The organism is Pseudomonas boreofloridensis, assembly GCF_030580795.1.
In the GTDB taxonomy this organism is placed as follows: domain Bacteria; phylum Pseudomonadota; class Gammaproteobacteria; order Pseudomonadales; family Pseudomonadaceae; genus Aquipseudomonas; species Aquipseudomonas boreofloridensis.
In genome coordinates this window covers 271,965-295,643 of the sequence record NZ_JAUQOQ010000003.1, presented here as the reverse complement: position 1 = coordinate 295,643, position 23,679 = coordinate 271,965, and the positions used below count along the sequence as shown (strand labels likewise).

Annotated in this window: 20 protein-coding genes and 1 pseudogene; 13 read left to right on the top strand and 8 right to left on the bottom strand. The window is 63.2% G+C overall.

Annotation, left to right across the window (positions count from 1 at the left end):
- The first annotated feature begins 43 nt into the window (after positions 1-43).
- The 4 genes from Q6A47_RS05560 (at position 44) to Q6A47_RS05545 (ending at position 2,683) form a co-directional block, all read left to right on the top strand.
- Positions 44-1,054 carry a class 1 fructose-bisphosphatase gene (locus Q6A47_RS05560; protein WP_039582689.1) on the top strand — a complete coding sequence of 337 codons (1,011 nt, stop codon included), beginning with the start codon at positions 44-46 and terminating at the stop codon, positions 1,052-1,054.
- 3 nt (positions 1,055-1,057) lie between these two features.
- Positions 1,058-1,654, top strand: a complete 597-nt coding sequence (locus Q6A47_RS05555) for a DUF924 family protein (RefSeq protein WP_029614710.1) — start codon at positions 1,058-1,060, stop codon at positions 1,652-1,654.
- A gap of 205 nt (positions 1,655-1,859) precedes the next feature.
- Positions 1,860-2,114 (top strand): outer membrane protein assembly factor BamE domain-containing protein, encoded by a 255-nt coding sequence (bamE, locus tag Q6A47_RS05550; RefSeq protein ID WP_029614711.1) that lies wholly within the window; start codon positions 1,860-1,862, stop codon positions 2,112-2,114.
- Complete coding sequence (locus tag Q6A47_RS05545) at positions 2,111-2,683, top strand: lipocalin family protein (RefSeq protein WP_304483428.1); 573 nt, start codon at positions 2,111-2,113, stop codon at positions 2,681-2,683. The genes bamE and Q6A47_RS05545 overlap by 4 nt, the downstream gene beginning before the upstream one ends.
- A gap of 45 nt (positions 2,684-2,728) precedes the next feature.
- Here Q6A47_RS05545 and Q6A47_RS05540 read toward each other — a convergent pair whose 3' ends face one another.
- On the bottom strand, positions 2,729-4,093 hold the full coding sequence (locus Q6A47_RS05540) for a formimidoylglutamate deiminase (RefSeq protein WP_304483426.1): 1,365 nt from the start codon (positions 4,091-4,093) through the stop codon (positions 2,729-2,731).
- Between the two features lie 141 nt (positions 4,094-4,234).
- Here Q6A47_RS05540 and hutC point away from each other — a divergent pair, with 141 nt between their 5' ends.
- Positions 4,235-4,945, top strand: a complete 711-nt coding sequence (gene hutC / locus Q6A47_RS05535) for a histidine utilization transcriptional repressor HutC (protein WP_162889581.1) — start codon at positions 4,235-4,237, stop codon at positions 4,943-4,945.
- Positions 4,942-5,517: a HutD/Ves family protein gene (locus Q6A47_RS05530; protein WP_304483424.1), complete on the top strand. Its 576-nt coding sequence runs from the start codon at positions 4,942-4,944 to the stop codon at positions 5,515-5,517. Before hutC ends, Q6A47_RS05530 begins: the two co-directional genes overlap by 4 nt.
- A 335-nt stretch (positions 5,518-5,852) precedes the next feature.
- On the opposite strand, the gene Q6A47_RS05525 is transcribed toward Q6A47_RS05530, so the two are convergent.
- The 4 genes from Q6A47_RS05525 to Q6A47_RS05510 all read right to left on the bottom strand — a co-directional run bounded on the left by Q6A47_RS05525 (position 5,853) and on the right by Q6A47_RS05510 (position 8,766).
- Positions 5,853-6,062 (bottom strand): hypothetical protein, encoded by a 210-nt coding sequence (locus Q6A47_RS05525; protein ID WP_304483423.1) that lies wholly within the window; start codon positions 6,060-6,062, stop codon positions 5,853-5,855.
- A gap of 340 nt (positions 6,063-6,402) precedes the next feature.
- Complete coding sequence (locus tag Q6A47_RS05520; protein ID WP_039579414.1) at positions 6,403-7,665, bottom strand: OmpP1/FadL family transporter; 1,263 nt, start codon at positions 7,663-7,665, stop codon at positions 6,403-6,405.
- Positions 7,666-7,811: 146 nt separating this feature from the next.
- Positions 7,812-8,294, bottom strand: coding sequence for a hypothetical protein (locus Q6A47_RS05515; RefSeq protein ID WP_029612001.1), 483 nt, complete (start codon positions 8,292-8,294; stop codon positions 7,812-7,814).
- Between the two features lie 247 nt (positions 8,295-8,541).
- Positions 8,542-8,766, bottom strand: coding sequence for a hypothetical protein (locus Q6A47_RS05510; RefSeq protein ID WP_039579408.1), 225 nt, complete (start codon positions 8,764-8,766; stop codon positions 8,542-8,544).
- Between the two features lie 952 nt (positions 8,767-9,718).
- Here Q6A47_RS05510 and Q6A47_RS05505 point away from each other — a divergent pair.
- A complete protein-coding gene (locus Q6A47_RS05505) occupies positions 9,719-10,135 on the top strand; it encodes a tetratricopeptide repeat protein (protein ID WP_304483420.1) in 417 nt (138 codons plus the stop codon).
- A 62-nt stretch (positions 10,136-10,197) separates the two neighbouring features.
- Positions 10,198-11,670: a DNA recombination protein RmuC gene (locus Q6A47_RS05500; RefSeq protein ID WP_304483419.1), complete on the top strand. Its 1,473-nt coding sequence runs from the start codon at positions 10,198-10,200 to the stop codon at positions 11,668-11,670.
- Here the strand turns inward: Q6A47_RS05500 and Q6A47_RS05495 are convergent.
- Positions 11,642-15,118: a hybrid sensor histidine kinase/response regulator gene (locus Q6A47_RS05495; protein ID WP_304483418.1), complete on the bottom strand. Its 3,477-nt coding sequence runs from the start codon at positions 15,116-15,118 to the stop codon at positions 11,642-11,644. The genes Q6A47_RS05500 and Q6A47_RS05495 overlap by 29 nt on opposite strands.
- A 211-nt stretch (positions 15,119-15,329) precedes the next feature.
- On the opposite strand from Q6A47_RS05495, the gene Q6A47_RS05490 reads away from it, so the two are divergent.
- The 4 genes from Q6A47_RS05490 to Q6A47_RS05475 all read left to right on the top strand — a co-directional run bounded on the left by Q6A47_RS05490 (position 15,330) and on the right by Q6A47_RS05475 (position 19,560).
- Positions 15,330-16,481, top strand: a complete 1,152-nt coding sequence (locus Q6A47_RS05490; protein ID WP_304483416.1) for a TDT family transporter — start codon at positions 15,330-15,332, stop codon at positions 16,479-16,481.
- 87 nt (positions 16,482-16,568) lie between these two features.
- Positions 16,569-17,300: a GntR family transcriptional regulator gene (locus tag Q6A47_RS05485; RefSeq protein ID WP_304483415.1), complete on the top strand. Its 732-nt coding sequence runs from the start codon at positions 16,569-16,571 to the stop codon at positions 17,298-17,300.
- A gap of 117 nt (positions 17,301-17,417) precedes the next feature.
- Positions 17,418-18,692, top strand: a complete 1,275-nt coding sequence (locus Q6A47_RS05480) for an MFS transporter (RefSeq protein ID WP_039579392.1) — start codon at positions 17,418-17,420, stop codon at positions 18,690-18,692.
- 25 nt (positions 18,693-18,717) lie between these two features.
- Positions 18,718-19,560: an amidohydrolase family protein gene (locus Q6A47_RS05475; protein ID WP_369811415.1), complete on the top strand. Its 843-nt coding sequence runs from the start codon at positions 18,718-18,720 to the stop codon at positions 19,558-19,560.
- A gap of 47 nt (positions 19,561-19,607) precedes the next feature.
- Here Q6A47_RS05475 and Q6A47_RS22935 read toward each other — a convergent pair whose 3' ends face one another.
- Positions 19,608-20,471 (bottom strand): methyl-accepting chemotaxis protein, encoded by an 864-nt coding sequence (locus tag Q6A47_RS22935; protein WP_369811418.1) that lies wholly within the window; start codon positions 20,469-20,471, stop codon positions 19,608-19,610.
- Positions 20,463-21,527, bottom strand: a pseudogene (locus Q6A47_RS22930) (methyl-accepting chemotaxis protein); the annotation flags it as partial. The pseudogene Q6A47_RS22930 and the gene Q6A47_RS22935, both read right to left, overlap by 9 nt.
- Positions 21,528-21,795: 268 nt before the next feature.
- Here Q6A47_RS22930 and Q6A47_RS05465 point away from each other — a divergent pair.
- Positions 21,796-23,670, top strand: coding sequence for an MFS transporter (locus Q6A47_RS05465; protein ID WP_304483409.1), 1,875 nt, complete (start codon positions 21,796-21,798; stop codon positions 23,668-23,670).
- Positions 23,671-23,679: the final 9 nt, after the last annotated feature.

Here is a 23,679-nt window from a genome sequence, read left to right as displayed (position 1 = left end):
AACTGCGAGGGTTTTTACCCCCTCTTCCTTTTCGGAGCCATACATGTCCCGCGTTACCCTGAGTCGCTATCTGATTGAGCAGACCCGCAGCAACAACACTCCTGCCGATCTGCGCTTCCTGATCGAAGTGGTGGCGCGCGCGTGCAAGGAAATCAGCCACCACGTGTCCAAAGGCGCCCTGGGCGGCGTGCTGGGCAGCATGGGCACCGAAAACGTGCAAGGCGAAGTGCAGAAGAAACTCGACGTCATTTCCAACGACATCCTGCTGGAGGCCAACGAGTGGGGCGGCCACCTGGCCGGCATGGCGTCCGAGGAAATGGACAACGCCTACCAGATTCCGGGCCGTTATCCCAAAGGCGCCTATCTGCTGGTCTTCGACCCGCTGGACGGTTCGTCGAACATCGACGTCAACGTCTCGGTCGGCACCATCTTCTCGGTACTGCGCTGCCCGAACGAGTACCTGAGCCAGAACGAAACCCTGAACGAGAACGCCTTCCTGCAGCCAGGCACCGAGCAGGTCGCCGCCGGTTATGCCATCTACGGCCCGCAGACCATGCTGATCCTCACCCTGGGCAACGGCGTCAAGGGCTTCACCCTGGACCGCGAGCTGGGCAGCTTCGTGCTTACCCACGAAAACATCTGCGTGCCGGAAACCACCGCCGAGTTCGCCATCAACATGTCCAACCAGCGTCACTGGGAAGCCCCGGTCAAGCGCTACGTCGACGAGCTGCTGGCCGGTGAGACCGGTCCGCTGCAGAAGAACTACAACATGCGCTGGATCGCTTCGATGGTAGCGGACGTGCACCGCATCCTCACCCGTGGCGGCCTGTTCATGTACCCGCGCGACGCTCGCGAGCCGAGCAAGCCGGGCAAGTTGCGCCTGATGTACGAAGCCAACCCGATGTCCTTCATCATCGAGCAGGCCGGTGGCGCATCGACCAACGGTTACGAGCGCATCCTCGACATCAAGCCGGAGAGCCTGCACCAGCGCGTGTCGGTCATCCTCGGCTCGAAGCAAGAGGTCGAGCGCGTCACCGCCTATCACAAGGAGTAAAACATGCTCGCACCTTGGCAGCCGTTGCTGGAGTGGTGGTTCGGTTGGGGCAGCAGTGCCCAGGCCGTGGCTGACGAGAAGAGCACGCTGTGGTTCGGCAAGCACCATGACGCCGACGCCCAGGCGCTGTTCGGCGATCAGGTCGAGCAGGCCCTGGCCGGTGGGCTCGAGGACTGGCAGCAGAGCCCGCAAGGCTGGCTGGGGCTGCTGCTGTTGCTCGACCAGCTCCCGCGCATGATCTACCGCGACACGCCGCGCGCTTTCGAGGGCGACCGGCGTGCGCAGGTGGTGGCCATGCAGGGCCTGCAAAAGGGCTGGGATTACCAGTTGCTGCCGATCCAGCGGGTGTTCGTGCTGCTGGTGCTGGAGCACGCCGAGGTGCTGGACTGGCAGAACCTGAGCGTGGAGCGCTACCGCGCGCTGCTGGACGAGCAGCCCGAGGCCAACCGTCGTCTGTTCGAAGGCTTCCTCGACTACGCCGAGCAGCACCAGCGAGTGATCGAGCGCTTCGGTCGCTTCCCCCATCGCAACCTGGTGCTCGATCGTCCCAGCACCAGCGAAGAGATGGATTTCCTGCTCGAACCGGGCTCCCGGTTCTGAGTTGACGGGGCCCGCTTCCGGGCTCCGTTTTCCCCTTGCATCGCCCTTGACGCACCGCGCTTACACGCGGTGCGTCGTGGTGGGCGTGTGCCGACGAACGGTCTGATACGAAAGCAGGCTTGTCAGGGAACCGGGGAGGCATTTTCGCTTCTAAGGGCTCTGCAGGCTGTCTCGCCTGTTGCATTCATCTCCAGGAGAGCCCTTCATGTCGTTGCGTTCTATCGCCCTGCTGTCGTTGATGGTCGTGCTGACCGCGTGCAGCAAGATCAACCAGGAAAACTACGCCAAGCTCAAGGCCGGCATGACCAAGGTCGAGGTCGAGCAATTGCTCGGCACGCCGAAGGAATGCTCCGGTGCGCTGGGTATGAGCAGTTGTACCTGGGGCGACGAGAGCAGCTTCATCAGCGTCCAGTACGCCGCCGACAAAGTGCTGATGTACTCCGGGCAGGGCCTCAAATGAAGCGCTGGCCTGTGCTGCTGGCGCTGGGTTTGGCGCTGGCGCTGGGCGGCTGTGCGAGTTCGTCGGTGGATCCGCTGGCGCCCAAGACCTCCGGCCACGTCGACCTCAAGCGCTATCAGGGCAAATGGTACGAACTGGCGCGCTTGCCGATGCGCTTCCAGCAGGACTGCGCGCAGTCCGAAGCCCATTACAACCTCAAGCCCGACGGTAGCCTGGGCGTGCTCAATCGCTGCCGCACCGAGGGTGACGAGTGGCTGCGCGCCGAGGGCCATGCGGGCATTGAAGAGCCGGGGCACACCGACAAGCTGTGGGTGGAGTTCGACAATTGGTTCAGCCGCCTGGTGCCGGGTCTGACCCGCGCCGATTACTGGATTCTGTACGTGGACGAGCACTACCAGACGGCAATCGTCGGCAGTCCGAACCGTCGCTATCTGTGGATCTTGTCGCGGACCCCGAGCCTGCCGGCCTGGCAGCGCGAGCACTTGCTGTCCAAGGCGCGCCAGCAGGGCTATGACACCAGCCGGCTGGTCTGGCGTGTGTCGGACAAGCAGATCGTCGCCCGGCACTGATCGGTGCGAATCGCGCGGCCCTCTACTGAAGTGGCCGCGCTTCACTCAGCCCAGTAATGCGCGCAACACCTGCGCGAACGCCTGGGCACTGTCGTCTTCCAGGGCATGGCGCCCCTGTCTCACCACCCACCGTCCGTTGACCATCACATCGCGCACCTGCCGGTCGCTGCCGGCGAACAGCCAGCGGTTGAGCACGGCGTCGCCCTGCGAGGTGGCGATGTACGGATCCTGACCGTCGAGCACCAGCCAGTCGGCGCGCTTGCCGACCGCCAGTTCGCCGACGTTTTGCCCCAGCGCCTGCGCGCCGCCGGCCACGACCGCGTCGAACAGCGTGCGGCCGACCATCGGCTGGTCGCTGCGGTACAAGCGGTTGCGGCGTTGGTCGCGCAGGCGCTGGCCGTACTCCAGCCAGCGCAGTTCCTCGACCACGCTGAGCGAGACATGGCTGTCCGAGCCGATGCCCAGGCGTCCGCCCTGGGCAAGGAACGCCACGGCCGGAAACAGGCCGTCGCCCAAGTTGGCCTCGGTGGTCAGGCACAGCCCGGCCACCGCGCCGCTGCGCGCCATGGCGCTGACTTCGTCGGCTTCGGCATGGGTGGCGTGGACCAGGCACCAGCGCTGATCCACCGGCACGTGCTCATACAGCCACTGCAAAGGGCGGCGCCCGCTCCAGCTCAGGCAGTCGTCGACTTCCTTCTGTTGCTCGGCGATATGGATATGCACCGGGCAGGTGGCATCGCTGGCCTGCAGCACCTCGGCGATCTGCCGTGGGGTGACCGCGCGCAGCGAGTGGAAGCACAGCCCCAGGTGTTGCGCAGGTTGTGCGGCCACGAGCGGCGCGAGTTGCTGCTGCAGGCGCAGGTACTGTTCGGTGGAGTTGATGAAGCGGCGCTGGCCGTCGTTCGGAGCCTGCCCGCCAAAGCCGGAATGGCTGTAGAGCACCGGCAGCAGGGTGAGACCGATACCGCTGGCGCTGGCGGCAGCGCTGACCTGGCGTGACAGCTCGGTGGGGTCTGCGTACGGCTGGCCGGCGGCGTCATGGTGCACGTAGTGGAACTCGGCCACCGAGGTGTAGCCGGCCTTGAGCATCTCGATGTAGAGCTGGCGGGCGATGACCTGCAACTGGTCGGGGGTGATCAGGCCGACCAGGCGGTACATCAGGTCGCGCCAGGTCCAGAAGCTGTCGTTGGGGTTGCCGACCACTTCGGCCAGGCCCGCCATGGCGCGCTGGAAGGCGTGCGAATGCAGGTTGGGCATGCCCGGCAGCAGCGGGCCGGCGAGGCGCTCGGCACCTTCGGCACTGGCGTCGCAGTCCAGGCGTTGGATCTGTCCGTTGGCGCAGACTTCCAGGCGCACGTTGCTGGCCCAGCCCGAAGGCAGCAGGGCACGTTCGGCGAAATAGGCGGACATCGGTCGGTCACCCTGTGGTTATTTGTATATACATATACAGACGTTTGCCTGCCGGGTAAACTGCGGCAAGCTACCGCCACTCACTTTGCACAAGGATGCACGACCGTGCCGACACCCTCCGTCTCCGCGCTGGTGGCCCAGATGGGCGAAGGGCCGGCGCCGCTGTATGCCCGGGTCAAGCAGATGATCGTCCAGCAGATCGAAACCGGCAGTTGGCCGCCGCATCACCGCGTGCCGTCGGAGAGCGAGCTGGTCAGCCAGTTGGGCTTCAGCCGCATGACCATCAACCGCGCCCTGCGCGAGCTCACTGCCGACGGGCTGCTGGTGCGCATGCAGGGTGTCGGCACCTTCGTCGCCGAGCCCAAGACCCGCTCGGCGCTGTTCGAAGTCAACAACATCGCCGACGAGATCGCCAGTCGCGGCCATCGGCACCGCTGTCAGGTGATCGTCCTCGCCGAGGAAGCGGCCGGCTCCGAGCGCGCCCTGGCGCTGGACATGCGCGAAGGCCAGCGGGTGTTTCATTCGCTGATCGTGCACTTCGAAAACGAGGTGCCGGTGCAGATCGAAGACCGCTACGTCAACGCCGCCATCGCGCCGGGTTACCTGGAGCAGGACTTCACCCGGCAGACGCCCTACGCCTATTTGTCGCAAGTGGCGCCTTTGACCGAGGGCGAGCATGTGGTCGAGGCGATCCTGGCGGAGCCCGACGAATGCCAGTTGTTGCAGATCGAGCGTGGTGAACCTTGCTTGCTCATTCGTCGACGTACGTGGTCGGGGCGTCAGCCGGTCACCGCGGCGCGGTTGATTCACCCTGGCTCGCGCCATCGCCTGGAAGGACGGTTCAGCAAATGAGCGGGGTCCGTGTGTTGCGTGCCCGCGATTATCCGCGCATGCCCTGGAAGAACGGGGGTGGCTCCACTGAAGAAATTGCCCGCGATGCGGGGGAGGGGCTCGAGGGCTTTGGCTGGCGGTTGTCGATTGCCGATATCGAGTCTTCTGGGGGCTTTTCACGGTTTGCGGGGTATCAGCGGATCATCAGTGTATTGCAGGGTGATGGTATGTACTTGACGGTGGATGGGCAGCGGAGCCGGTTGTTGCGGGTGTTCGATGCCTTTGCCTTCAAGGGGGACAGTGAGGTGGCTTGTACGTTGCCTGGTGGGGGGATTCGGGATTTCAACCTCATTTATGCGCCTGATCTTTATAGGGCTCGGTTGCAGTGGTTTGAGGGGCGGGCTCGATTCTTTAGTGATGCTGGGACGGTGGTGGTGTTTGCGGGGGGCGGGGAGGTGGGGGTTGAGGTTGATGGGGGTGGGGTTTTGTTGGGGGGTTATGACTGTTTGCTGGTGAGTGGTCGTGAGGGGGTGGTGGGGGTTGAGGTTTCTGGGGGTTGTTGTGTTGTTGAGTTGACTCGGGTTGGTGGGTGATTGGCTGTTGGGGGTTTGGGTTTTGGGTTTTGGGGGGCTGCTTTTTTTGGTGGGCTTATCCGGTGGATTGGGTGAGGCTGATTCACCTTTTCGCCCTTACGGCGACCCCCTTTTTTTCTTGGAAAAAAGGGGGGCAAAAACCGCTTGCTCCCGCATCCGGCCCCTTCGCTGCGCTGCGGGGTTCCCTCGCGCCGGTGGCACTCCGGGGGTACCGCGCTTAGGGGCCATCCATGGCCCCAAGCGCTTGACGGGCATCCATGCCCGTCAACCCCCTCCATGCCACCTCTGCTCGGCCTCCTGAGGTCGCGATGGGCGGCGTCTGAACTAGCGCGCGCTTAGAAGCAGGGCGGTGGGGCAGATGCTCTGGAGCGCTGCGCGATCAAACCGCCGTTGCCGTTGCCGTTGCCGTTGCCGTTGCCGTTGCCGTTGCCGTTGCCGTTGCCGTTGCCGTTGATCTTGATCTTGATCTTGATCTTGATCTTGATCTTGATCTTGATCTTGATCTTGATCTTGATCTTGATCTTAGTGCGCGGTAGCTCAAACACCGCCCATCGCGACCTCAGGAGGCCGAGCAGAGGCGTTGCGCAGGGAGGTGACGGGCATGGATGCCCGTCAAGCGCTTGGGGCCAGGACGGCCCCTAAGCGCGGTCCTCCCGGAGCGACGCCGGCGCGAGGGAACCCCTGCGCGCAGCGCAGGGGCCGTATGCGGGAAGCAAGCGGTTTTTGCCTACTTTTTTCCAAGAAAAAAAAGTAGGTCGCCGTAAGGGCGAAAAGGTGACCAAGCATCACCTTAAAATCCGGATCTTCACCCCAAGAAAAGCAGCCCTAAAAGCCCCAAAGAAAAAACCGCCACAAGGGCGGTCTTCTCACAACCTCAAAACCCAATCAGAACCGATAAGTCAGCGAAGCACCAATCCCGTGAGCGCTGTTCTCATACTTGGCCTGATAGCTCCCTTTGGTCCGGCTGGCCAGGTTCACCTTGGTGTCTTCCTCCCACAGGTAGGAATACGCCACATCGATGGTCACGTCGTCGGTCGGGCTGTAACCCGCTCCCAAGCTGAAGATCTTGCGATCGCCGGTAGGGATGCGCGGCGAACGATCCTGGTTGTTGGTCGGCGACTGGTCGACGGTAAAGCCAGTACGCAAGGTCCATTCCTTGTTGACCTTGTAAGAAGCACCCACAGCATGCGCCCAGGTGTCGTGCCAGTTCTGCTCTTCGCTGATGGTGCCGAATTGAGCTGCCAGCGGCGCAGGCACCTCGTTGTTGACGGTGATGTCTTTCAACCGGCTCCAACGCGTCCAGGTGCTGCCCGCATAGAGGGTCCACTGATCGTCGAGTTCGTGGGTGACCGAGAAGTCTACCGACTCAGGTGTCTTGATCTTCAGCTCGGCGTCGAACTTGCTACCGCTGAATGGTCCGATCAATGGGTTGTTGACGCGGGTCTTGCCTTCGAGCTTGTAGTCGACCATCGAGTGATAGGTCAGGCCCAGACGGGTGCGGTCAGTGGCTTGCACCATCACACCGATGTTGTAGCCGACCGCCGTGTCGTCACCCTTGATCTTGACTTCGCCATCGTTGCGGCCCGGCGTGAAAGGGTTAATGGTATTGGAACCCAATTCACCCTTGATCCGGTTGATGGTCGGACCGAAGCCGATGGACACCTTGTCGTTGAAGGCATAGCTGATGGTCGGCTGGAAGGTCACCACTTCGACGTGGCTCTTCTTGCCCCAATAGCGCGCAGCGTCGTCGCTGCCGTAGTCGGTCACCAGGCCGAAGGGCACGTAGACGCCGAAGCCCACGCTCCAGTGATCGTCGAGCGGCTTGACGTAGTAACCCATCGGCACACCGACCACCGGCACCATGTCACCGTCGGTTTCCCCACCCAGGTTGCTGCCGCGGCCGGAAATATCGGATTTGGCGATGACTGCCGCGCCCCCTACGGTGACCTGTTCGCGCTTGAGGCGCGACATGCCGGCAGGGTTACCGTAAATGGTGCTGGCGTCGTCAGCAGCCGAAGAACGACCCGCGAAACCTGTCCCCATACCACTGACGCTTTGCTCGTTGAGCGCGAAACCGCTGGCGAAGAGTTGGCTAGAGGCGACCGCGATTGCGACGCCGAGGGAGGTTTTGAGCATGACTGTTTTCATTATTAGAACTCCTTGGGATCTCCGGGGCCAAAAGCTACCAACAAATCGCGAAGTACGCCATAGGCTGTATACGCGGAGATAGAGCGGTTTTGTAGGACAATCCGACCAAAATAAGCAGCAATTCTGATTCTTTCGTAAGAAGGTTCCTATGATGGCTCCGCAACCCTCGGGTTTACCCAGCAATCCCACGCCTGGGTGAAGTCACGCAGGCGCCCTTGCGGATGAAAGGTCTGTCGCCAGATCCTGGCCAGGCCGAGCACATCGTCGGCGGCCGGGAGCGGTGTTGCCTGTTCCTCGATGAGCATCCAGGCGATGGCGGTGGCGTAGCGCAGATTGACGGTCAGTTCCAGATGTGGACCGCCAAGGAAGGCATGCTGACTGGCCAGCCCACGCACCAGGCTGGCCAATTCCGGATCACGGGCGAGGTAACAATCCCACAGCGCCCGATGACGCGTCTCACCGATGCGGTACAGCCCGTGGCCACGGCGGTCGTGCAAGGCCTGGCCAAGGCAAGACTGGCTGGCAGCGACGCCCAGGAGCAAGGCTTCTGCGCTCGCGTTGTGCCGCCCTAGATAGACCAGCGTGGGGCGGATGACATAACGGCTCAATTCGTTCGCAGCGATACCCATGGTGCCCTCGAACTGTCAGGGACCGATGGGTGCGGGGAGCTTGGCAGCTGGCTGAAGGATCACACCCATCGGAAGCGGCTCGCACCGCTCGAGTTGAAGTCTAGTGTGATATTCATGGTGTAAAGGGCTGTTTTTAAATCGATTGCTGCCGCTGCGATCAGGCTATATGCCTTGTGGCAATTACACCGGTGCAGCGCTAGCAGCAATCAGAGTGGCACATTCACGGGGCGAATCTTCGCCCATTCGTTCATGCGACCAGCGACTGGCGCGTGCGGTCGATCACCGCCTGCAGCGGCTCTGCGCCAGTGTACTGCTCTGGGTAAAGACGTTCGGTGTGGCATGCCACGCCGTGTTCGTCTACCAGGGTGAAGCTGAAGCTGCCCTTGCGGGGAGCAACGATCAGGCACTGCAGTGGAGCGAAGGCCTGAGAAAGCGTGCCGAATGCGCGCTGAATGTGATGATGATTGGTCATTTTTTTAGAGTTTCCTGCTCAAGACACGGGTTCGATCCGTGCACAATAGAAACGTTCCGGTGACGCCTTTATTAAGGGAGGCGAAAAACCTGACCGGAACAGAGCAGCCAGAGAAAGCGCAAGCACAATGTAGGCGCCGGGCTGACTGGTAGGTACTTAGGAAGGCGGGCAGCATCCCACGGGCCAGGTTCGAGGCCATGGGTGAAGATCCCGATCAATCGTTCGTTGGCTGATTCGTGCTGGAGTGGCGTATGCCATTCAGTGAATCATCGCGTAGGCCGTCCTGGTTTCAGCGAGGCTACCCGGGGTGGGAGCAGTCGCAAGGACATGGTGGCCAGAATTGATTTCAGCTTGGTACTAACGGTGGCCACACTACCTAAGTATTGGCAGCGATGCAAGCTTTTTTTAAATCATTCAGCCAAGCCAACCATTATCGCTGCTGAAAGCGCTCCTGTGAAGTGGGCGACCGGGTGAATAGTGGGGTGACGCGTGGCAACGATCCCCGCTCGGACCAGTGCCAGTACCCAGTTGTACACACGCGTGGCGCGACTTGTAACCGTATTGCAACACGCCCTCAAGAAGCCGCCAATGACTTGACTGCGACCTTAAGTCAATGAAAAAAAACACTTATTTTGGCTGGTGAAAAAATCGTCAGTTTGACTGAAGCCCCCATTCCATAAGGGTTTGCGGGCACGCAAGGGGGGTTGTCCACCGAGTTATCCACAGTATCTGTGGATTGTGTTGCAGGGTTGCTCTAGGACGGGCATGTCAAGTCGACCTGGGAAATATCTGACGTTTGAGTCAACACCCTCTCGCACTCGATTGCTGGATTGAAAAACGTCAAGAAAAGAACCATGAAATATTTTTTTCCGCGCTGTCAGGCGCGTATCGAGCCATCACGCAAAAAAAACGGTAGAGTGGCGCGCTTTTCGAATTGCCTTCGCTGTCCGTCATGAAGTTTCGTGTCTCCTCCCAAGCCGATTGCCCTAATACGGGACCGCGCGTCTTTTCCAAACGCTTTTCTTTGAAAGTCGCTCTCTGGCTGCTCGACAGCCCTCGCCTGGGCGTCAAGCCCAGCGTCAAGCACTTGGCCGGACGCCTGCTCAAACAGCCGGCGCGACGGGGCGTGGTGGTTGCCCAGAGTCGCTTGGGACAGTTGCTGTGCCGCGATTGCGGCAATGCACGCGACCGACGCATCGGCCACGAGCTGTTGCGTCAGGCAGCGCGGGCTGGGGATGGACTTGCCCAACTCGAATACGCCCGTCTGTGCCTTGCGCAGGATGCCGAGCAAGCGCGGCATTGGCTGGAACTGGCGGCCGGGCAGGGTTCGCAGGATGCGCAGCGATTGCTCGAGCGCCTGCATCCCTAGCGTCATGAGTGGGCAAACCCCTGTAAGCTGCAGCCTGCATTGGAACAACGATCGGGGTGAGCATGGCAGTGGATCTGGCCAGTATTTTGATGGGCATCGTCGCCGCTGCGGTGCCTTGCCTGGGCTGGGCGTTGCAGCTTCAGCGACGACTCGCCATCCGTCAGGGTGAAGGCAGTCTATGGCAGGAGCGCCTCAACGCAGCGCAACTGGCGCAGGCCGGTCTGCAAGCCCAGCTTGATGCCAGCCGTGACGAAATCAGCGATCTGAGCGAGGCCAACAGCCATAAGCAGGCACAGCTGGCGGCGCAACACCGTGAGCTGGAGCTGCTGCAGATCGAGCGCGACAACGCCCGCGACGCTGCTCATGCCTGGAGCCTGGAGCGCGCCAATCGCGAAGCCGAACTGCGCCGCCTGGAGGCGCAGGCGGCACGCCTGGATGCCGAGCTTCGCGAGCAACAGGACAGCCACGCCCAACGTCTGGAAGACCTGCAGCAAGCCCGCGACACCCTGCGTGCACAGTTCGCCGAAATGGCCACGCGCATTTTCGACGAGCGTGAGCAGCGCTTCGCCCAGACCAGCCAGCAGCACCTGGGGCAATTGCTCGATCCGCTCAAGGAACGCATCCAAGCGTTCGAAAAGCGCGTGGAGGAGAGCTACCAGCACGAAGCCCGCGAGCGCTTCTCGCTGGCCAAGGAACTGGAGCGTTTGCAGCAGCTCAACTTGCGCTTGTCCGATGAAGCCACCAACCTCACCCAGGCCCTCAAAGGGCAGAAGACCCAAGGCAACTGGGGCGAACTGATTCTGGAGCGGGTGCTGGAGCACGCGGGCCTGGAGAAGGGCCGCGAGTACCAGACCCAGGTCAGCCTCAGAAGCGCCGATGGCGAGCGCTTCCAGCCCGATGTGCTGATCATGCTGCCCGGCGACAAGCAGGTGGTGGTCGACGCCAAGGTCAGTCTCACCGCCTACCAGCAGTTCGTCGCCGGCAACGACGAGGCGGCGCTCAAGCAGCATGTGCAGTCGCTGCGCAGCCATGTGAAGGGGTTGTCGAGCAAGGACTACAGCCGTCTGGACGGCCTGCACAGCCTGGACTTCGTGCTGCTGTTCGTGCCCATCGAAGCGGCCTTTTCTGCGGCGCTGCAAGCCGAGCCGGGGCTGTTCCAAGAGGCGTTCGACCGGCAGATCGTGATCGTCAGCCCCACCACCTTGCTGGCCACCCTGCGGGTCATCGACAGCCTGTGGAAACAGGAGCGCCAGGGACAAAACGCCCGAGAAATCGCCGAACGCGCCGGTTGGCTGTACGACAAATTCGTCCTGTTCATCCAGGATCTGGACGAGTTGGGTGTGCGCCTTCAGCAGGTCGACAAAGCCTACGCGGCGGCGCGCAATAAACTGTGCGAGGGTCGCGGTAATCTGATCAGCCGTAGCGAACAGCTCAAGCTGCTCGGCGCCCGCGCCAGCAAGAGCCTGCCGGCCGACCTGCTGGAGCGCGCGATGGCCGACGAAGGCCTTACTGCACCAGGCTCAGATGCCGATTGAGCAGGGCGCGCAGGGCTGCCGGCTTGACCGGCTTGGCCAGGTAGTCCAGGCCCGCCGCATGTACTTGGGCGATGGTCTCGTTGCGCCCGTCGGCGCTGATCACCACGCCGGGAATCGGCTCGCCCAATTGCGTGCGTAGCCACGCCATCAGGCCGGTGCCGGTCTCGCCGTGGTCCAGGTGATAGTCCACCAGCGCCAGGTGCGGGCGCATGCCCTTGACCAGCAGCGCTTCGCACTCGGCCTGGTCGCGAGCGGTCCAGACCTGGCAGCCCCAGCGTCCGAGCAGACTGTTCATGCCGATCAGGATGCTGTCTTCATTGTCCACGCACAGCACCTGCAGTCCCGCCAGCGGTTGTCCCATCTGCTCGGCAGGGGCTGCCGGGATGGCCAGCGGCTGGCGGGCGATCGGCACGCTCACCCTGAATACGCTGCCTTTACCCGGCCATGAGCGCACCTGCAAGGTGTGACCCAGCACCCGGCACAGGCCATCGGCGATCGCCAAGCCCAAGCCCAGGCCTTTTTCAGCGCGCGTCTGGTGGCTGTCCAGGCGCTTGAACTCCTGGAAGATCACCTGCAACTTGTCGTCGGCAATGCCAGGGCCGCGATCCCACACCTCCAGCCACAGCCGCTCACCCTCACGCCGCGTGCCCAGCAGGATCGGGCTGCTGCCGTAGCGCAGCGCGTTGGTCAGGAAATTCTGCAGCACCCGGCGCAGCAGCTTGATGTCGCTGCTGATCTGCAGGCGACTGCCGCGCAGGCGGAACGCCAGGTCTTTTTCGGCAGCCAGCACCTTGAACTCGGCACCGAGGGTGTCGAACAGCGTATTGAGTGCAAAGGGCTTGATGTCCGGGGTGATCTTGCCGTTCTCCAGGCGTGAGATGTCCAGCAGGTCGCTGATCAATTCTTCGGCCGAGCGCAGCGAGCTGTCCAGGTGCCGCACCAGTTGCCGGGCTTCGTCGTTCAAGGTCTCGGCCTGTTGCGACAGGGCAGCGGAGAACAGCCGTGCGGCGTTCAGCGGCTGCATCAGATCGTGGCTGACCGCCGCGAGGAAGCGCGTCTTGGACTGGCTGACCGCCTCGGCGTGGCTCTTGGCGTCGGACAGTGCCTGGTTCAATTGCGAGAGTTCGTGGGTGCGCTCGGCCACCCGTTGCTCCAGGCCCTCGTTGGCATCCTTGAGCGCCTGCTCGGCTTCGCGGAACGGCGTGATGTCGGTGAAGCTCATGACGAAGCCGCCACCGGGCATCGGATTGCCGATCAACTCGATGACCCGGCCATTGGGGAACAGGCGCTCGGAGGTGTGCGCCCGTCCTTGGCGCATCCAGTGCAGGCGCCGCGCGACGTGGACCTGCGCTTCGCCGGGACCGCACAGTCCCCGCTCGGCGTTGTAGCGAATGATGTCGGCGATCGGCCGGCCGACGGCGATCAACCCGTCCGGGTAGTTGAACAGCTCCAGGTAGCGGCGGTTCCAGGCGACCAAATGCAGGTTCTGGTCGACCACGCTGATGCCTTGGTTGATGTTCTCGATCGCCCCCTGCAGCAGTGCGCGGTTGAACTGAAGCACCTCGCTGGCTTCGTCGGCGATGCGTACCACGTCCTCGAGCTGCATGTCGCGGCCCTCGATGGCCGCCTTGACCACCGCTCTTGTCGAAGAACTGCCCAGCACCCCGGCCAGCAGGCGCTCGGTGTGCTCGATCCAGTCGCCATCGGCGTTCTGGTTGGGGTTGAAGCCCTTGCCCTGGCGGTAGGCGAAGCGAATGAAGCTCTGGCGTGCGCGCTCCTCGCCCACGAAGCGTGCGGCGAGGTTGAGCAGGTCGTCGATCTGCACCGCCAGCAGTGTGCGCCCACTGGGTCGGGCGCTGGTCTGCTGACCGATGAAGCGACCGGCCTGCCAGTGCTCGGACACCCGTGTGCGCGAGAGGATCGACACCCAGGCGAACAGGGTGAAGTTGCCCGCCAGCGACAGCACCACGCCTTGCGTCAGCGGGCTGATGGGCAGGTTCAGCGGGTTGCCGTGCAACCACGCCAGGCCTGGAAACAGCTGCAGCGACCAGTCCAGGCTGTGCGCGGCGATGGGCAGTACCAAGGTGTAGAACCACAGGAAAATCCCGGCGGCCAGTCCTGCGAACACGCCGCGCCGGTTGGCCTGCTTCCAGTACAAGGCGCCGAGCATCGCTGGGGTCAGTTGGGTAACGGCGGCGAAGGCGATCTGGCCGATGGTCGCCAGGCTTGCGGTGGAACCCAGCAGTCGGTAGCTGACATACGCCAGCAGCAGGATGACCACGATGGTGACCCGGCGTACCGAGAGCATCCAGTGGCGGAACGCTTCGAACGGCCGCTCGGCGTTGTTGCGGCGCAGCAGCCAGGGCAGCAGCATGTCGTTGGAGACCATGGTCGACAGCGCCACGGCCTCGACGATGACCATGCCGGTGGCGGCCGAGGCGCCGCCGATGAACGCCAGCAACGCCAGGCTGGGATGGGCCTCGGCCAGCGGCAGGCTGATGACGAAGGAGTCGGACATCACCGTGCCCGGCAACAGCATTTGTCCGGCCAAGGCGATCGGCACCACGAACAGCGCGGCCAGCACCAGATACAGCGGAAACACCCAACGCGCCAGGCGCATGTCCTGCGGCTCGATGTTCTCCACCACGGTGACGTGAAACTGTCGCGGCAGGCAGATGATCGCCATCATCGCCACGGCGGTCTGCACCACCATCGACGGCCAGTTGATGGTTTCCTGCCAGTATCGCTCCAGGTGCATTGACTGTCGCGCCTGGCTGAACAGGTCGTCGACACCGTCGTACAGGTTGAACACCACGAAGGCGCCGACGGCGAGGAAGGCCAGCAGCTTGATCATCGACTCGAAGGCGATGGCCAGCACCATGCCGCGGTGGTGTTCGGTGACGTCCAGGCTGCGCGTGCCGAAGACGATGGCGAACAGCGCCAGCACGAGCGACACCACCAGTGCGGTGTCCTGAACGCGTGTGCCGGTGGCATCGGCATTGGCGCCGATCAACAAGTTGACGCCCAGCACGATGCCCTTGAGCTGCAGGGCGATGTAGGGCAGCACGCCAACCAGGCAGATCAGGGCAACCACCACAGCAAGGGTCTGCGACTTGCCGTAGCGTGCGGCAATGAAGTCGGCGATGGAGGTGATGTTCTGCTGTTTGCTGATCAGCACCATCTTCTGCAGCACCCAGGGCGCGAAAATCAGCAGCAGCACCGGGCCCAGGTAGATGGGCAGGAAGGCCCAGAGCTGCTCGGCGGCCTGGCCGACCGCGCCGAAAAAGGTCCAGCTGGTGCAGTACACCGCCAGGGACAGGCTGTATACCCAGGCGCGCAGGCGCGGCGGCAGCGGGGTGCTGCGACGGTCGCCGTAGAAGGCGATGGCGAACATGATGGCCATATAGGCCAGGGCGACCACGGCGATCAGCCCACTGGACAACGACATGCAAACTCCGCAGCAAGAGGGAAACGCGGTCCCGAGCAGTCTGGCACGAGCAGGGCGGTTTCGTCAGCGCAGACGATGGTCGCAGTGGCAAGGAGTCGCACGATCCTCTGGGTTTTATATCTGTAAAACAGATAACAGATAGAGAAAATACCCGTTATATAGATATTCCTGGCGAGCATAAGATGATTTCACCTTATCCGAGGAATCGCTCATGTCTTGCCCTCACATCCATGCTCGGTCCTTGCGACCTTTCCAGCGCCTGGCCCACCCCCTGGAAGTGATTCGCCAGTTCACCCCCAACTGGTTCGCCGCGACCATGGGCACCGGTGTGCTGGCCCTGGCCCTGCGGCAGGTGCAGGTATCGGCGTTGCTGGGGCTGGCCGAGGCGCTGTGGTGGTTGACGGTCGCGCTGTTCATCGTGTTCTGCGTGCTGTACAGCGCCCGCTGGCTGCTGTTCTTCGACGAAGCGCGGCGGATATTCGGCCATTCCACGGTCTCGATGTTCTTCGGCACCATCCCCATGGGGCTGGCGACCATCCTCAACGGCGGCCTGGTGTTCGGCCTGGCGCGCTGGGGCGAAGGCCTGCTGCCGTGGATCGAGGCGCTATGGTGGCTGGATGTGGCCCTCGCGCTGCTGTGTGGCGTGGCCATTCCCTACCTGATGTTCACCCGTCAGGAACACAGCATCGACCAAATGACCGCCGTCTGGCTGCTGCCGGTGGTGGCGGCCGAGGTGGCCGCAGCCAGCGGCGGCCTGCTGGTGCCGCACCTGGCTGACCCACAGGTCCAGTTTCTGGTGCTGGTCACCAGTTACGTCATGTGGGCGGTGTCGCTGCCGGTGGCATTTAGCATCCTGACCATCCTGATGTTGCGCATGGCGCTGCACAAGCTGCCATCGGCCAACATGGCGGCGTCCAGTTGGCTGGCCTTGGGGCCCATCGGTACCGGCGCGTTGGGCATGCTGCTGCTTGGCGGCGATGCGCCGGGTGTATTCGCCGCCAATGGCCTTGGGGCAATGGGCGAGGTGGCACGCGGTCTGGGACTGGTGGCCGGAATGGTGCTGTGGGGGGCAGGCCTGTGGTGGTTGCTGACGGCCGTGCTGATCACCGTGCGTTACCTGCGCCACGGAATGCCGTTCAACTTGGGCTGGTGGGGTTTCACCTTTCCGTTGGGTGTCTACAGCTTGGCCACGTTGAAATTGGCTGAGTGGTTGGGACTGGGCTTTTTCATGGTCGCCGGGCAGGTGTTGGTGGGCATGCTGGCAATTTTGTGGCTAGTGGTGGCAGGCAAAACGCTCACAGGCGCTTGGCGGGGAGAGTTGCTCGTGTCGCCGTGCATCGCTGCGGCCAGCGCCGTCCGATAGGCGGAGGATTGACAGTGTTCAGGGCAGGAGGAATACTCTCGGGCAATTCATATATATGTCTATATAACAACACGAGAGACAGAGCCCATGAACACGCTGCCCGGTGATGCGCGTCTGCCCCGCTACCAACAGTTGCGCGACCACATGGTCGAGCAGATCGCCAACAACCGCTGGCGCCCAGGTGAGGCCATTCCCACCGAAGCGGCGCTGGCCAGCGAGTTCCAGATGTCGGTCGGCACCGTGCGCAAGGCTGTCGACGTACTGGTCGCCGAAGGCGTCCTGGAGCGCCAACAGGGCCGTGGCACCTTCATTCGTCGGCCGCAGTTCCAGTCATCGCTGTTCCGCTTTTTCCGTTTCGAATCAGCCAATGGCGCGCGGGTCGTACCCGAGAGCCGCATCCTCTCCATCGAGCCACTGCCGGCGCCCTCGGCGGTGGCAGCGGCGTTGGGGCTGGCGGCACAGACCGAGGTCATCCGCATCGTGCGTCTGCGTTTGCTGGGCGCCCAGCCGGTGCTGGCCGAGGAAATCTGGCTGGCGCGCCAGACCTTCCAGCCCTTGCTGGAAGTCGAGCTGGACCGCAAAGGGCCGTTGCTCTACCCAATCTACGAAACGCTGTGTGGCCAAGTGGTGGCCTACGCGGAGGAAACCCTTACCGCCGAGTCGGTCGATGCGGTTCAGGGGCGTTTGTTGCAACTGCCGGAGGGGAGTCCGGTGGTGGTGATCGAGCGTCTGGCCCGTGACTACGCCGGCAAGCCACTGGAGTGGCGCCGCTCGCGCGGCCATGCCCAGCACTTCCGCTACCGCATCGACATTCGCTGAACCGCCGCTGCCGTCCATAGCCCCGCCTGCTGCGCCGTGCTCGCACGGTGCCGGGGTGTTGCCTGCCTGGCCGGTGCGAGTCCGGCCACCCTTACACGACCTAGAAGGATAAGAAACATGTTCAGTTGGTACCGCGAAATCACCTCGCGCGAGCGCAAGACATTCTGGGCCTGCTTCGGCGGCTGGTCGCTCGACGCCCTGGAAGTGCAGATGTTCGGCCTGGCCATTCCGGCGCTGATCGCCGCGTTTTCCCTGAGCAAAGGCGATGCCGGCCTGATCAGCGGCCTGACCCTGGTCACCTCGGCCATCGGCGGCTGGCTCGGCGGTACCCTGTCCGACCGCTATGGCCGTGTGCGCACCTTGCAGTGGATGATTCTCTGGTTCTCCTTCTTCACCTTCCTGTCGGCCTTCGTCACCGGCTTCTATCCGCTGCTGTTCGTCAAGGCCATGCAAGGCTTCGGCATCGGTGGCGAATGGGCGGCCGGCGCGGTGTTGATGGCTGAAACCATCAATCCGAAGTACCGCGGCAAGGTCATGGGCACGGTGCAAAGTGCCTGGGCAGTGGGCTGGGGCCTGGCAGTGGCGCTGTTCGCGCTGATCTATTCGCTGGTGCCGCAGGAGTTCGCCTGGCGGGTGATGTTCTTCGTCGGCCTGTTGCCGTCTCTGCTGATCATTTGGGTGCGCCGTAACGTGCAGGAGCCAGACAGCTTCCAGCGCCTGCAGAAAGACCAGGTCGCGCCGCGCAGCTTCGTCAAGTCGATGGCCGGGATCTTCCGCCCGGAACTGCTGCGCGTCACCTTGCTGGGCGGACTGCTGGGCTTGGGTGCCCACGGTGGCTATCACGCGGTGATGACCTGGTTGCCGACCTTCCTCAAGACCGAGCGCAACCTGTCGGTGCTCAACTCCGGCGGTTACCTGGCAGTGATCATTTTCGCCTTCTGGTGCGGCTGCGTGGTCAGCGGTCTGTTGATCGACCGCATCGGCCGCCGCAAGAACATCCTGCTGTTCGCCCTGTGCTGCGTTCTGACCGTCCAGGCCTACGTGTTCTTCCCCCTCAGCAACACGCAGATGCTGTTCCTCGGTTTCCCATTGGGCTTCTTCGCCGCCGGCATCCCGGCCAGCCTCGGGGCGTTCTTCAATGAACTCTATCCAGCCGACGTGCGCGGCGCCGGGGTGGGCTTCTGCTACAACTTCGGCCGCGTGCTGTCGGCGGTGTTCCCATTCCTGGTCGGTCACATGAGCGAGTCCATGTCGCTGGGCGCGGCGATCGGCATCGATGCCGGTATCGCCTACGGTGTGGCGGTGATCGCCGCGCTGTGCCTGCCGGAAACCCGCGGGCGCACATTGGAGCCCGAGGCGGCTGCCTCGACCGCTCCGGCCATGGCCAAGTAACGATCCACATTCTTCAACCTTTTCGATGAGCGCCATGCCCCACGCTACCGTTTCTCCTTTCACGGCCATCGACAGCCATGCCCACGTGTTCAACCGTGGGCTGAGCCTGGCGGCCGAGCGTCGCTATGCACCCACCTACGACGCCCCGTTGGACGATTACCTGGCCATGCTCGCTGGGCATGGTTTCAGCCACGGCGTACTGGTTCAGCCGAGCTTTCTCGGCACCGACAACCGCTACCTGCTGGCTGCCCTGAACAGCGCGCCCCGGCAATTACGCGGGGTGGTGATGCTTGAGCGCGATGCGGACCGCGCCAGCCTGGAACAGATGCACCAGGCGGGCGTGCGCGGCGTGCGGCTGAATCTGATGGGGCAAGCGCTGCCCGATTTACGCGATGCCGCCTGGCGACCGCTGCTGGAGCACATCGCTGCACTGGGCTGGCATGTCGAGCTGCATCGTCAGGTAGCCGACATCCCGGCGCTGGTGAACGCCTTGCACCCCTATGGCGTGAAGATCGTCATCGATCACTTCGGTCGGCCCGATGCGCGCCTGGGTCTGGGTCAGCCAGGCTTTGCCGAGATGCTGACGCTGGGGGGACAGGGCAGGGTGTGGGTCAAGGTGTCGGGGATCTATCGTCTGGGCGGCTCGGCGACGCAGAACCTGCTGTTCGCTCGCCAGGCGCTGGGAATGCTGGAGGCGCACTATGGCGCCGACCGCCTTCTGTGGGGCAGCGACTGGCCCCACACCCAGCATGAATCGGTGGTGAACTTTACGGGCGTGGTCGAACAGTTCGAGGCGCTGGGCTGCTCGACGGCCCTGCGCCAAGCGCTGTTGGTGGATACCGCGCGGGCCCTGTTCGACTTCCAGTAACCCGCCTTGCTTGACGGTGTCGGGGCGGGCGGGCCGCCCCCTGCACTTTAGACGCGGAAGCGGCTGATCATCTGCTGCAACTGCCCGCCCAGACGCGCCAGCTCGACGCTGGACACCGAGGTCTGCTCACTGGCCCCTGCCGTCTGTTCCGAGATGTCCCTGACCGTCACCACGCTGCGGCTGATTTCTTCGGCCACTGCGCTCTGCTGCTCGGAGGCGGCGGCAATCTGCTGGTTCATCAGTTGGATGCCGGAGACCTGCTGAGTGATGCCTTCCAGCGCCGCGCCCGCTTCGCGCACCAGGGCCACGCTGCTTTCGGTCAGGCTCTGGCTCTCTTCCATCAAGTCGCTGACCGAACGGGTGCCCTGTTCCAGGCTGCTGATCGCCGACTCGATTTCCGCCGTCGAGGCCTGGGTGCGTTGCGCCAGGCTGCGCACTTCATCGGCCACCACGGCAAACCCACGGCCGGCCTCACCGGCTCGCGCCGCTTCGATGGCCGCGTTGAGCGCCAGCAGGTTGGTCTGCTCGGCCACGGCCTTGATCACGTCCATTACCTTGCCGATGCGCTGGCTTTCGTTGCGCAGCGCGTCCATCGCTTCATTGGTGGCGTCCACCTGGCTGGCCAGCCGGTCGATCTGCGCCACCGCACGGGTGACCACGCTTTCGCCCTCGCGGGCTTCCAGGTCGGTGGCGCTGGCGGCCACCGAGGCGTCGCCGGCATTGCGCGCCACTTCCTGCACCGTGGCGGCCATTTCCTGCATGGCGGTGGCGACCTGGTCGGTCTCCTGGCGCTGGCTGCTGGCACCGGCGCTGGTCTGTGCGGTGATGGCCGAGAGTTCCTCGGTGGCGCTGGCGATCTGCGAGATGCCATCGCGCACGCCGCCGATCAGTTGGCGCAGGTTGGCGGTCATGCCTTGCAGGCTGTTCTGCAACTGACCCAGTTCGTCGCGACGACGGCTGCTCGGCTGTTCGCTCAGGTCACCGGCGGCTACCTGTTCCATGGCCAACAGTGCCCGGCGCAGTGGCGGACTGATCTGGCGAGCGATCAGCACGGCCAGCACGATGCCCAGCACCAGCGCCAGCAGGGTCGTGACCAACTGCAGGTTCTTGGCGAACTGGCTGTCCGAATTCACCAGTGTGCCTTGGCCGTCGAGCAGCAGGCCGATGGCTTCGGTCAGGTTGGCGATGTCCTTGGCCATGCTGACGCGGTAGTCGGCCAGTTTGCCGATCTCGCCGCGATAGGTTTCGACCTTGCCGGCATAGGCGCGGACCTGTTCGGTCAACTGTGCGGTGGCGTCGGCGGCCTGGCCGTTCAAGGCCGCGATCAGGCCGGGCAGGGTGTTCACCGTGGTCGCGATCTGATCGTTCATGGCCTTTTCGCTGTCGGCATTGGTGTTGCTGGTGTAGCCGCGCACCTGGTAACGCAGCAGGATCAGGTTCTCGCGAATCTGATTGACGGCCTCGCTGCGAGCGTCGCGTTGCTCGGCATCGGTCAGGGCGCGCACTTGCTGGCGAATGCTCTTGAGGGCGGCGAACGACTGATTGGCGAGGGTGCCCATGTCCTTTTGCGCCGAGCGCATGGTCTGGTAGGCCTGCAGGCTGAGGGTCTGGGTCTGCACGTAGCTGGCCAGGGACTGTTCGGCTTTACCCAGCAGTTCGACATTGCGCGGGGTGCGGATCACTTCGCGCAGGCGCTTGAGCGGTGGCTGCAATGCATCGCTGGCGGTGAGCAAGGCCTGGGTCTGCTCGTCGTCGCCGTTCGCCAGCGTATGGCGCAGGCGCGCTTCGCGCAGATCGCCCAGCGCATCGTTGAGGATCGACACATCGCGCACCACTTCGCTGCGACGAACAATCTTGCCAAGGGCGTCCCAGCTGATCAGCGACTGGATCAGGGTCAACGTCAGGACGAGGCCGAAGCCGAGTGCCAGTTTATGGGCGATTTTCAGGTCGCCGAACCAGGTAAACATCTGCGGTGGTGCTCCTTAGTGATGCATCGAAGAAGGGCGAGGGGGGAATTGCCGTTGCCGGATCCAGGTCATGTATATGAATATCGGCAGAACTGTAACAATCTGAAAATTATTTGACGACAAATTAATGGCGTAATGCCAGCAACTTGCTGCGTGGTTAGCGGATTCGCCCTGGGGCGGTTGCCAGAGGCGTGCATTCACGTGCAGATTTGTCGCCTCTCACGATGAGCTCCCTTCAAATGACAAAGCCCTCTCAGGAACAAGGACGATGAGTCATTCCTCGCAATTCACCTTGCTCGGCAAGCGTCGCTTCCTGCCGTTCTTCATCACCCAATCGCTGGGCGCCTTCAACGACAACCTTTTCAAGCAGTCGCTGATCCTGGCCATCCTCTACAAACTCAGCCTGGAAGGTGATCGCTCGATCTGGGTCAACCTGTGCGCGCTGTTGTTCATCCTGCCGTTCTTCCTGTTCTCGGCGCTGGCGGGGCAGTTTGGTGAGAAGTTCGCCAAGGACGCGCTGATTCGGGCAATCAAATTGGCCGAGGTGGCGATCATGGCAATCGGTGCCGTGGGCTTCCTCAGCGGTCATTTGGAACTGATGCTGCTCACCCTGTTCGCCATGGGCACGCATTCGGCGCTGTTCGGTCCGGTGAAGTACTCGATCCTGCCGCAGGCGCTGCACGAGCAGGAGTTGGTCGGCGGCAACGGGCTGGTGGAGATGGGCACCTTCCTGGCGATCCTGGCCGGTACCATCGGCGCCGGGGTGATGATGTCGTCAAGCGATTACGCCAGCGTGGTGGCGGGCGGCATCGTCGGCACCGCAGTGCTGGGTTATCTGGCCAGCCGCTGGATCCCTCGGGCGGCGGCGGTGGCGCCGCAGATGCAGCTGGACTGGAACATCTTCAAACAGTCCTGGGCCACCTTGCGCCTGGGCCTGGGGCAGACGCCTGCGGTGTCGCGTTCGATCGTCGGCAACTCATGGTTCTGGTTCGTCGGTGCGATCTACCTGACGCAGATTCCGGCCTACGCCAAGGACTGGCTGCACGGCGACGAGACGGTGGTCACCCTGGTGTTGACCCTGTTCTCGGTCGGCATTGCTGTCGGCTCGCTGCTGTGCGAGCGCCTGAGCGGACGCAAGGTTGAAATCGGTCTGGTGCCCTTCGGCTCGTTCGGCCTGACCCTGTTCGGTCTGCTCTGGTGGTGGCATTCGGGTGATGTTCCGGTGGCTGACGCACCTCACGACTGGTTGAGTCTGCTGGGGCTGCACCAGGCCTGGTGGATCATGGCGTCGATCATCGGCCTGGGCGTGTTCGGCGGTTTCTATATCGTGCCGCTGTATGCGCTGATCCAGGCACGCACCCCTGAGCAGGAGCGCGCGCGGGTGATCGCCGCCAACAACATCCTCAATGCCCTGTTCATGGTGGTGTCGGCGCTGGTCACCATCGGCTTGCTGAGCGTGGCGAAGCTGAGCATCCCGCAGTTGTTCCTGGTGGTGTCGCTGCTCAACATCGCGGTCAATGCCTACATTTTCAGCATCGTGCCCGAATTCACCATGCGCTTCCTGATCTGGCTGCTCAGTCACTCCATGTACCGCGTCGAGCACCGCGACCTGGACCGCATTCCCGACGAAGGGGCGGCATTGCTGGTGTGCAACCATGTCTCGTTCGTCGACGCGCTGCTGATTGGCGGTGCGATCCGTCGGCCTATACGTTTCGTCATGTACTACAAGATCTACAACCTGCCGGTGCTGAATTTCGTGTTTCGCACGGCGGGTGCGATCCCCATCGCTGGGCACAGCGAAGACGCGGCGACGTACGAGCGCGCGTTCGCGCGCATCGCCGAGTATCTGCAGGCAGGCGAGTTGGTGTGTATTTTCCCGGAGGGCAAGCTGACTGCCGATGGCGAGATCGACGTGTTCAAGGGCGGGGTCAAGCGGATTCTGCAGGAAACCCCGGTGCCGGTTATTCCGCTGGCGTTGCAGGGCTTGTGGGGCAGCTTCTTCAGTCGCGATCCGGCCAAGGGCTTCCTGCGCCGCTTGTGGTCACGGGTGACGCTGGTGGCTGGGGCCGCCATCCCCGTGGAGGCGGCCCAGCCCGAGGCGCTGCGCGAACAGGTCAGCGCCCTTCGCGGCGCGCGCCGTTGAAGGGTGCGC

What these genes read in the sequence shown, in the direction of transcription:
- Q6A47_RS05540 (WP_304483426.1), bottom strand. Translation starts at nt 4,093, where the DNA reads ATGTCCGCCTATTTCGCCGAACGTGCCCTGCTGCCTTCGGGCTGGGCC.
- Q6A47_RS05485 (WP_304483415.1), top strand. Translation starts at nt 16,569, where the DNA reads ATGAACACGCTGCCCGGTGATGCGCGTCTGCCCCGCTACCAACAGTTG.
- Q6A47_RS05495 (WP_304483418.1), bottom strand. Translation starts at nt 15,118, where the DNA reads ATGTCGTTGTCCAGTGGGCTGATCGCCGTGGTCGCCCTGGCCTATATG.
- Q6A47_RS05480 (WP_039579392.1), top strand. Translation starts at nt 17,418, where the DNA reads ATGTTCAGTTGGTACCGCGAAATCACCTCGCGCGAGCGCAAGACATTC.
- Q6A47_RS05510 (WP_039579408.1), bottom strand. Translation starts at nt 8,766, where the DNA reads ATGACCAATCATCATCACATTCAGCGCGCATTCGGCACGCTTTCTCAG.
- Q6A47_RS05465 (WP_304483409.1), top strand. Translation starts at nt 21,796, where the DNA reads ATGAGTCATTCCTCGCAATTCACCTTGCTCGGCAAGCGTCGCTTCCTG.
- Q6A47_RS05515 (WP_029612001.1), bottom strand. Translation starts at nt 8,294, where the DNA reads ATGGGTATCGCTGCGAACGAATTGAGCCGTTATGTCATCCGCCCCACG.
- Q6A47_RS05530 (WP_304483424.1), top strand. Translation starts at nt 4,942, where the DNA reads ATGAGCGGGGTCCGTGTGTTGCGTGCCCGCGATTATCCGCGCATGCCC.
- Q6A47_RS05500 (WP_304483419.1), top strand. Translation starts at nt 10,198, where the DNA reads ATGGCAGTGGATCTGGCCAGTATTTTGATGGGCATCGTCGCCGCTGCG.
- Q6A47_RS22935 (WP_369811418.1), bottom strand. Translation starts at nt 20,471, where the DNA reads ATGACCGCCAACCTGCGCCAACTGATCGGCGGCGTGCGCGATGGCATC.
- Q6A47_RS05560 (WP_039582689.1), top strand. Translation starts at nt 44, where the DNA reads ATGTCCCGCGTTACCCTGAGTCGCTATCTGATTGAGCAGACCCGCAGC.
- Q6A47_RS05475 (WP_369811415.1), top strand. Translation starts at nt 18,718, where the DNA reads ATGAGCGCCATGCCCCACGCTACCGTTTCTCCTTTCACGGCCATCGAC.
- Q6A47_RS05545 (WP_304483428.1), top strand. Translation starts at nt 2,111, where the DNA reads ATGAAGCGCTGGCCTGTGCTGCTGGCGCTGGGTTTGGCGCTGGCGCTG.
- Q6A47_RS05555 (WP_029614710.1), top strand. Translation starts at nt 1,058, where the DNA reads ATGCTCGCACCTTGGCAGCCGTTGCTGGAGTGGTGGTTCGGTTGGGGC.
- bamE (WP_029614711.1), top strand. Translation starts at nt 1,860, where the DNA reads ATGTCGTTGCGTTCTATCGCCCTGCTGTCGTTGATGGTCGTGCTGACC.
- Q6A47_RS05520 (WP_039579414.1), bottom strand. Translation starts at nt 7,665, where the DNA reads ATGAAAACAGTCATGCTCAAAACCTCCCTCGGCGTCGCAATCGCGGTC.
- Q6A47_RS05505 (WP_304483420.1), top strand. Translation starts at nt 9,719, where the DNA reads ATGAAGTTTCGTGTCTCCTCCCAAGCCGATTGCCCTAATACGGGACCG.
- hutC (WP_162889581.1), top strand. Translation starts at nt 4,235, where the DNA reads ATGGGCGAAGGGCCGGCGCCGCTGTATGCCCGGGTCAAGCAGATGATC.
- Q6A47_RS05490 (WP_304483416.1), top strand. Translation starts at nt 15,330, where the DNA reads ATGTCTTGCCCTCACATCCATGCTCGGTCCTTGCGACCTTTCCAGCGC.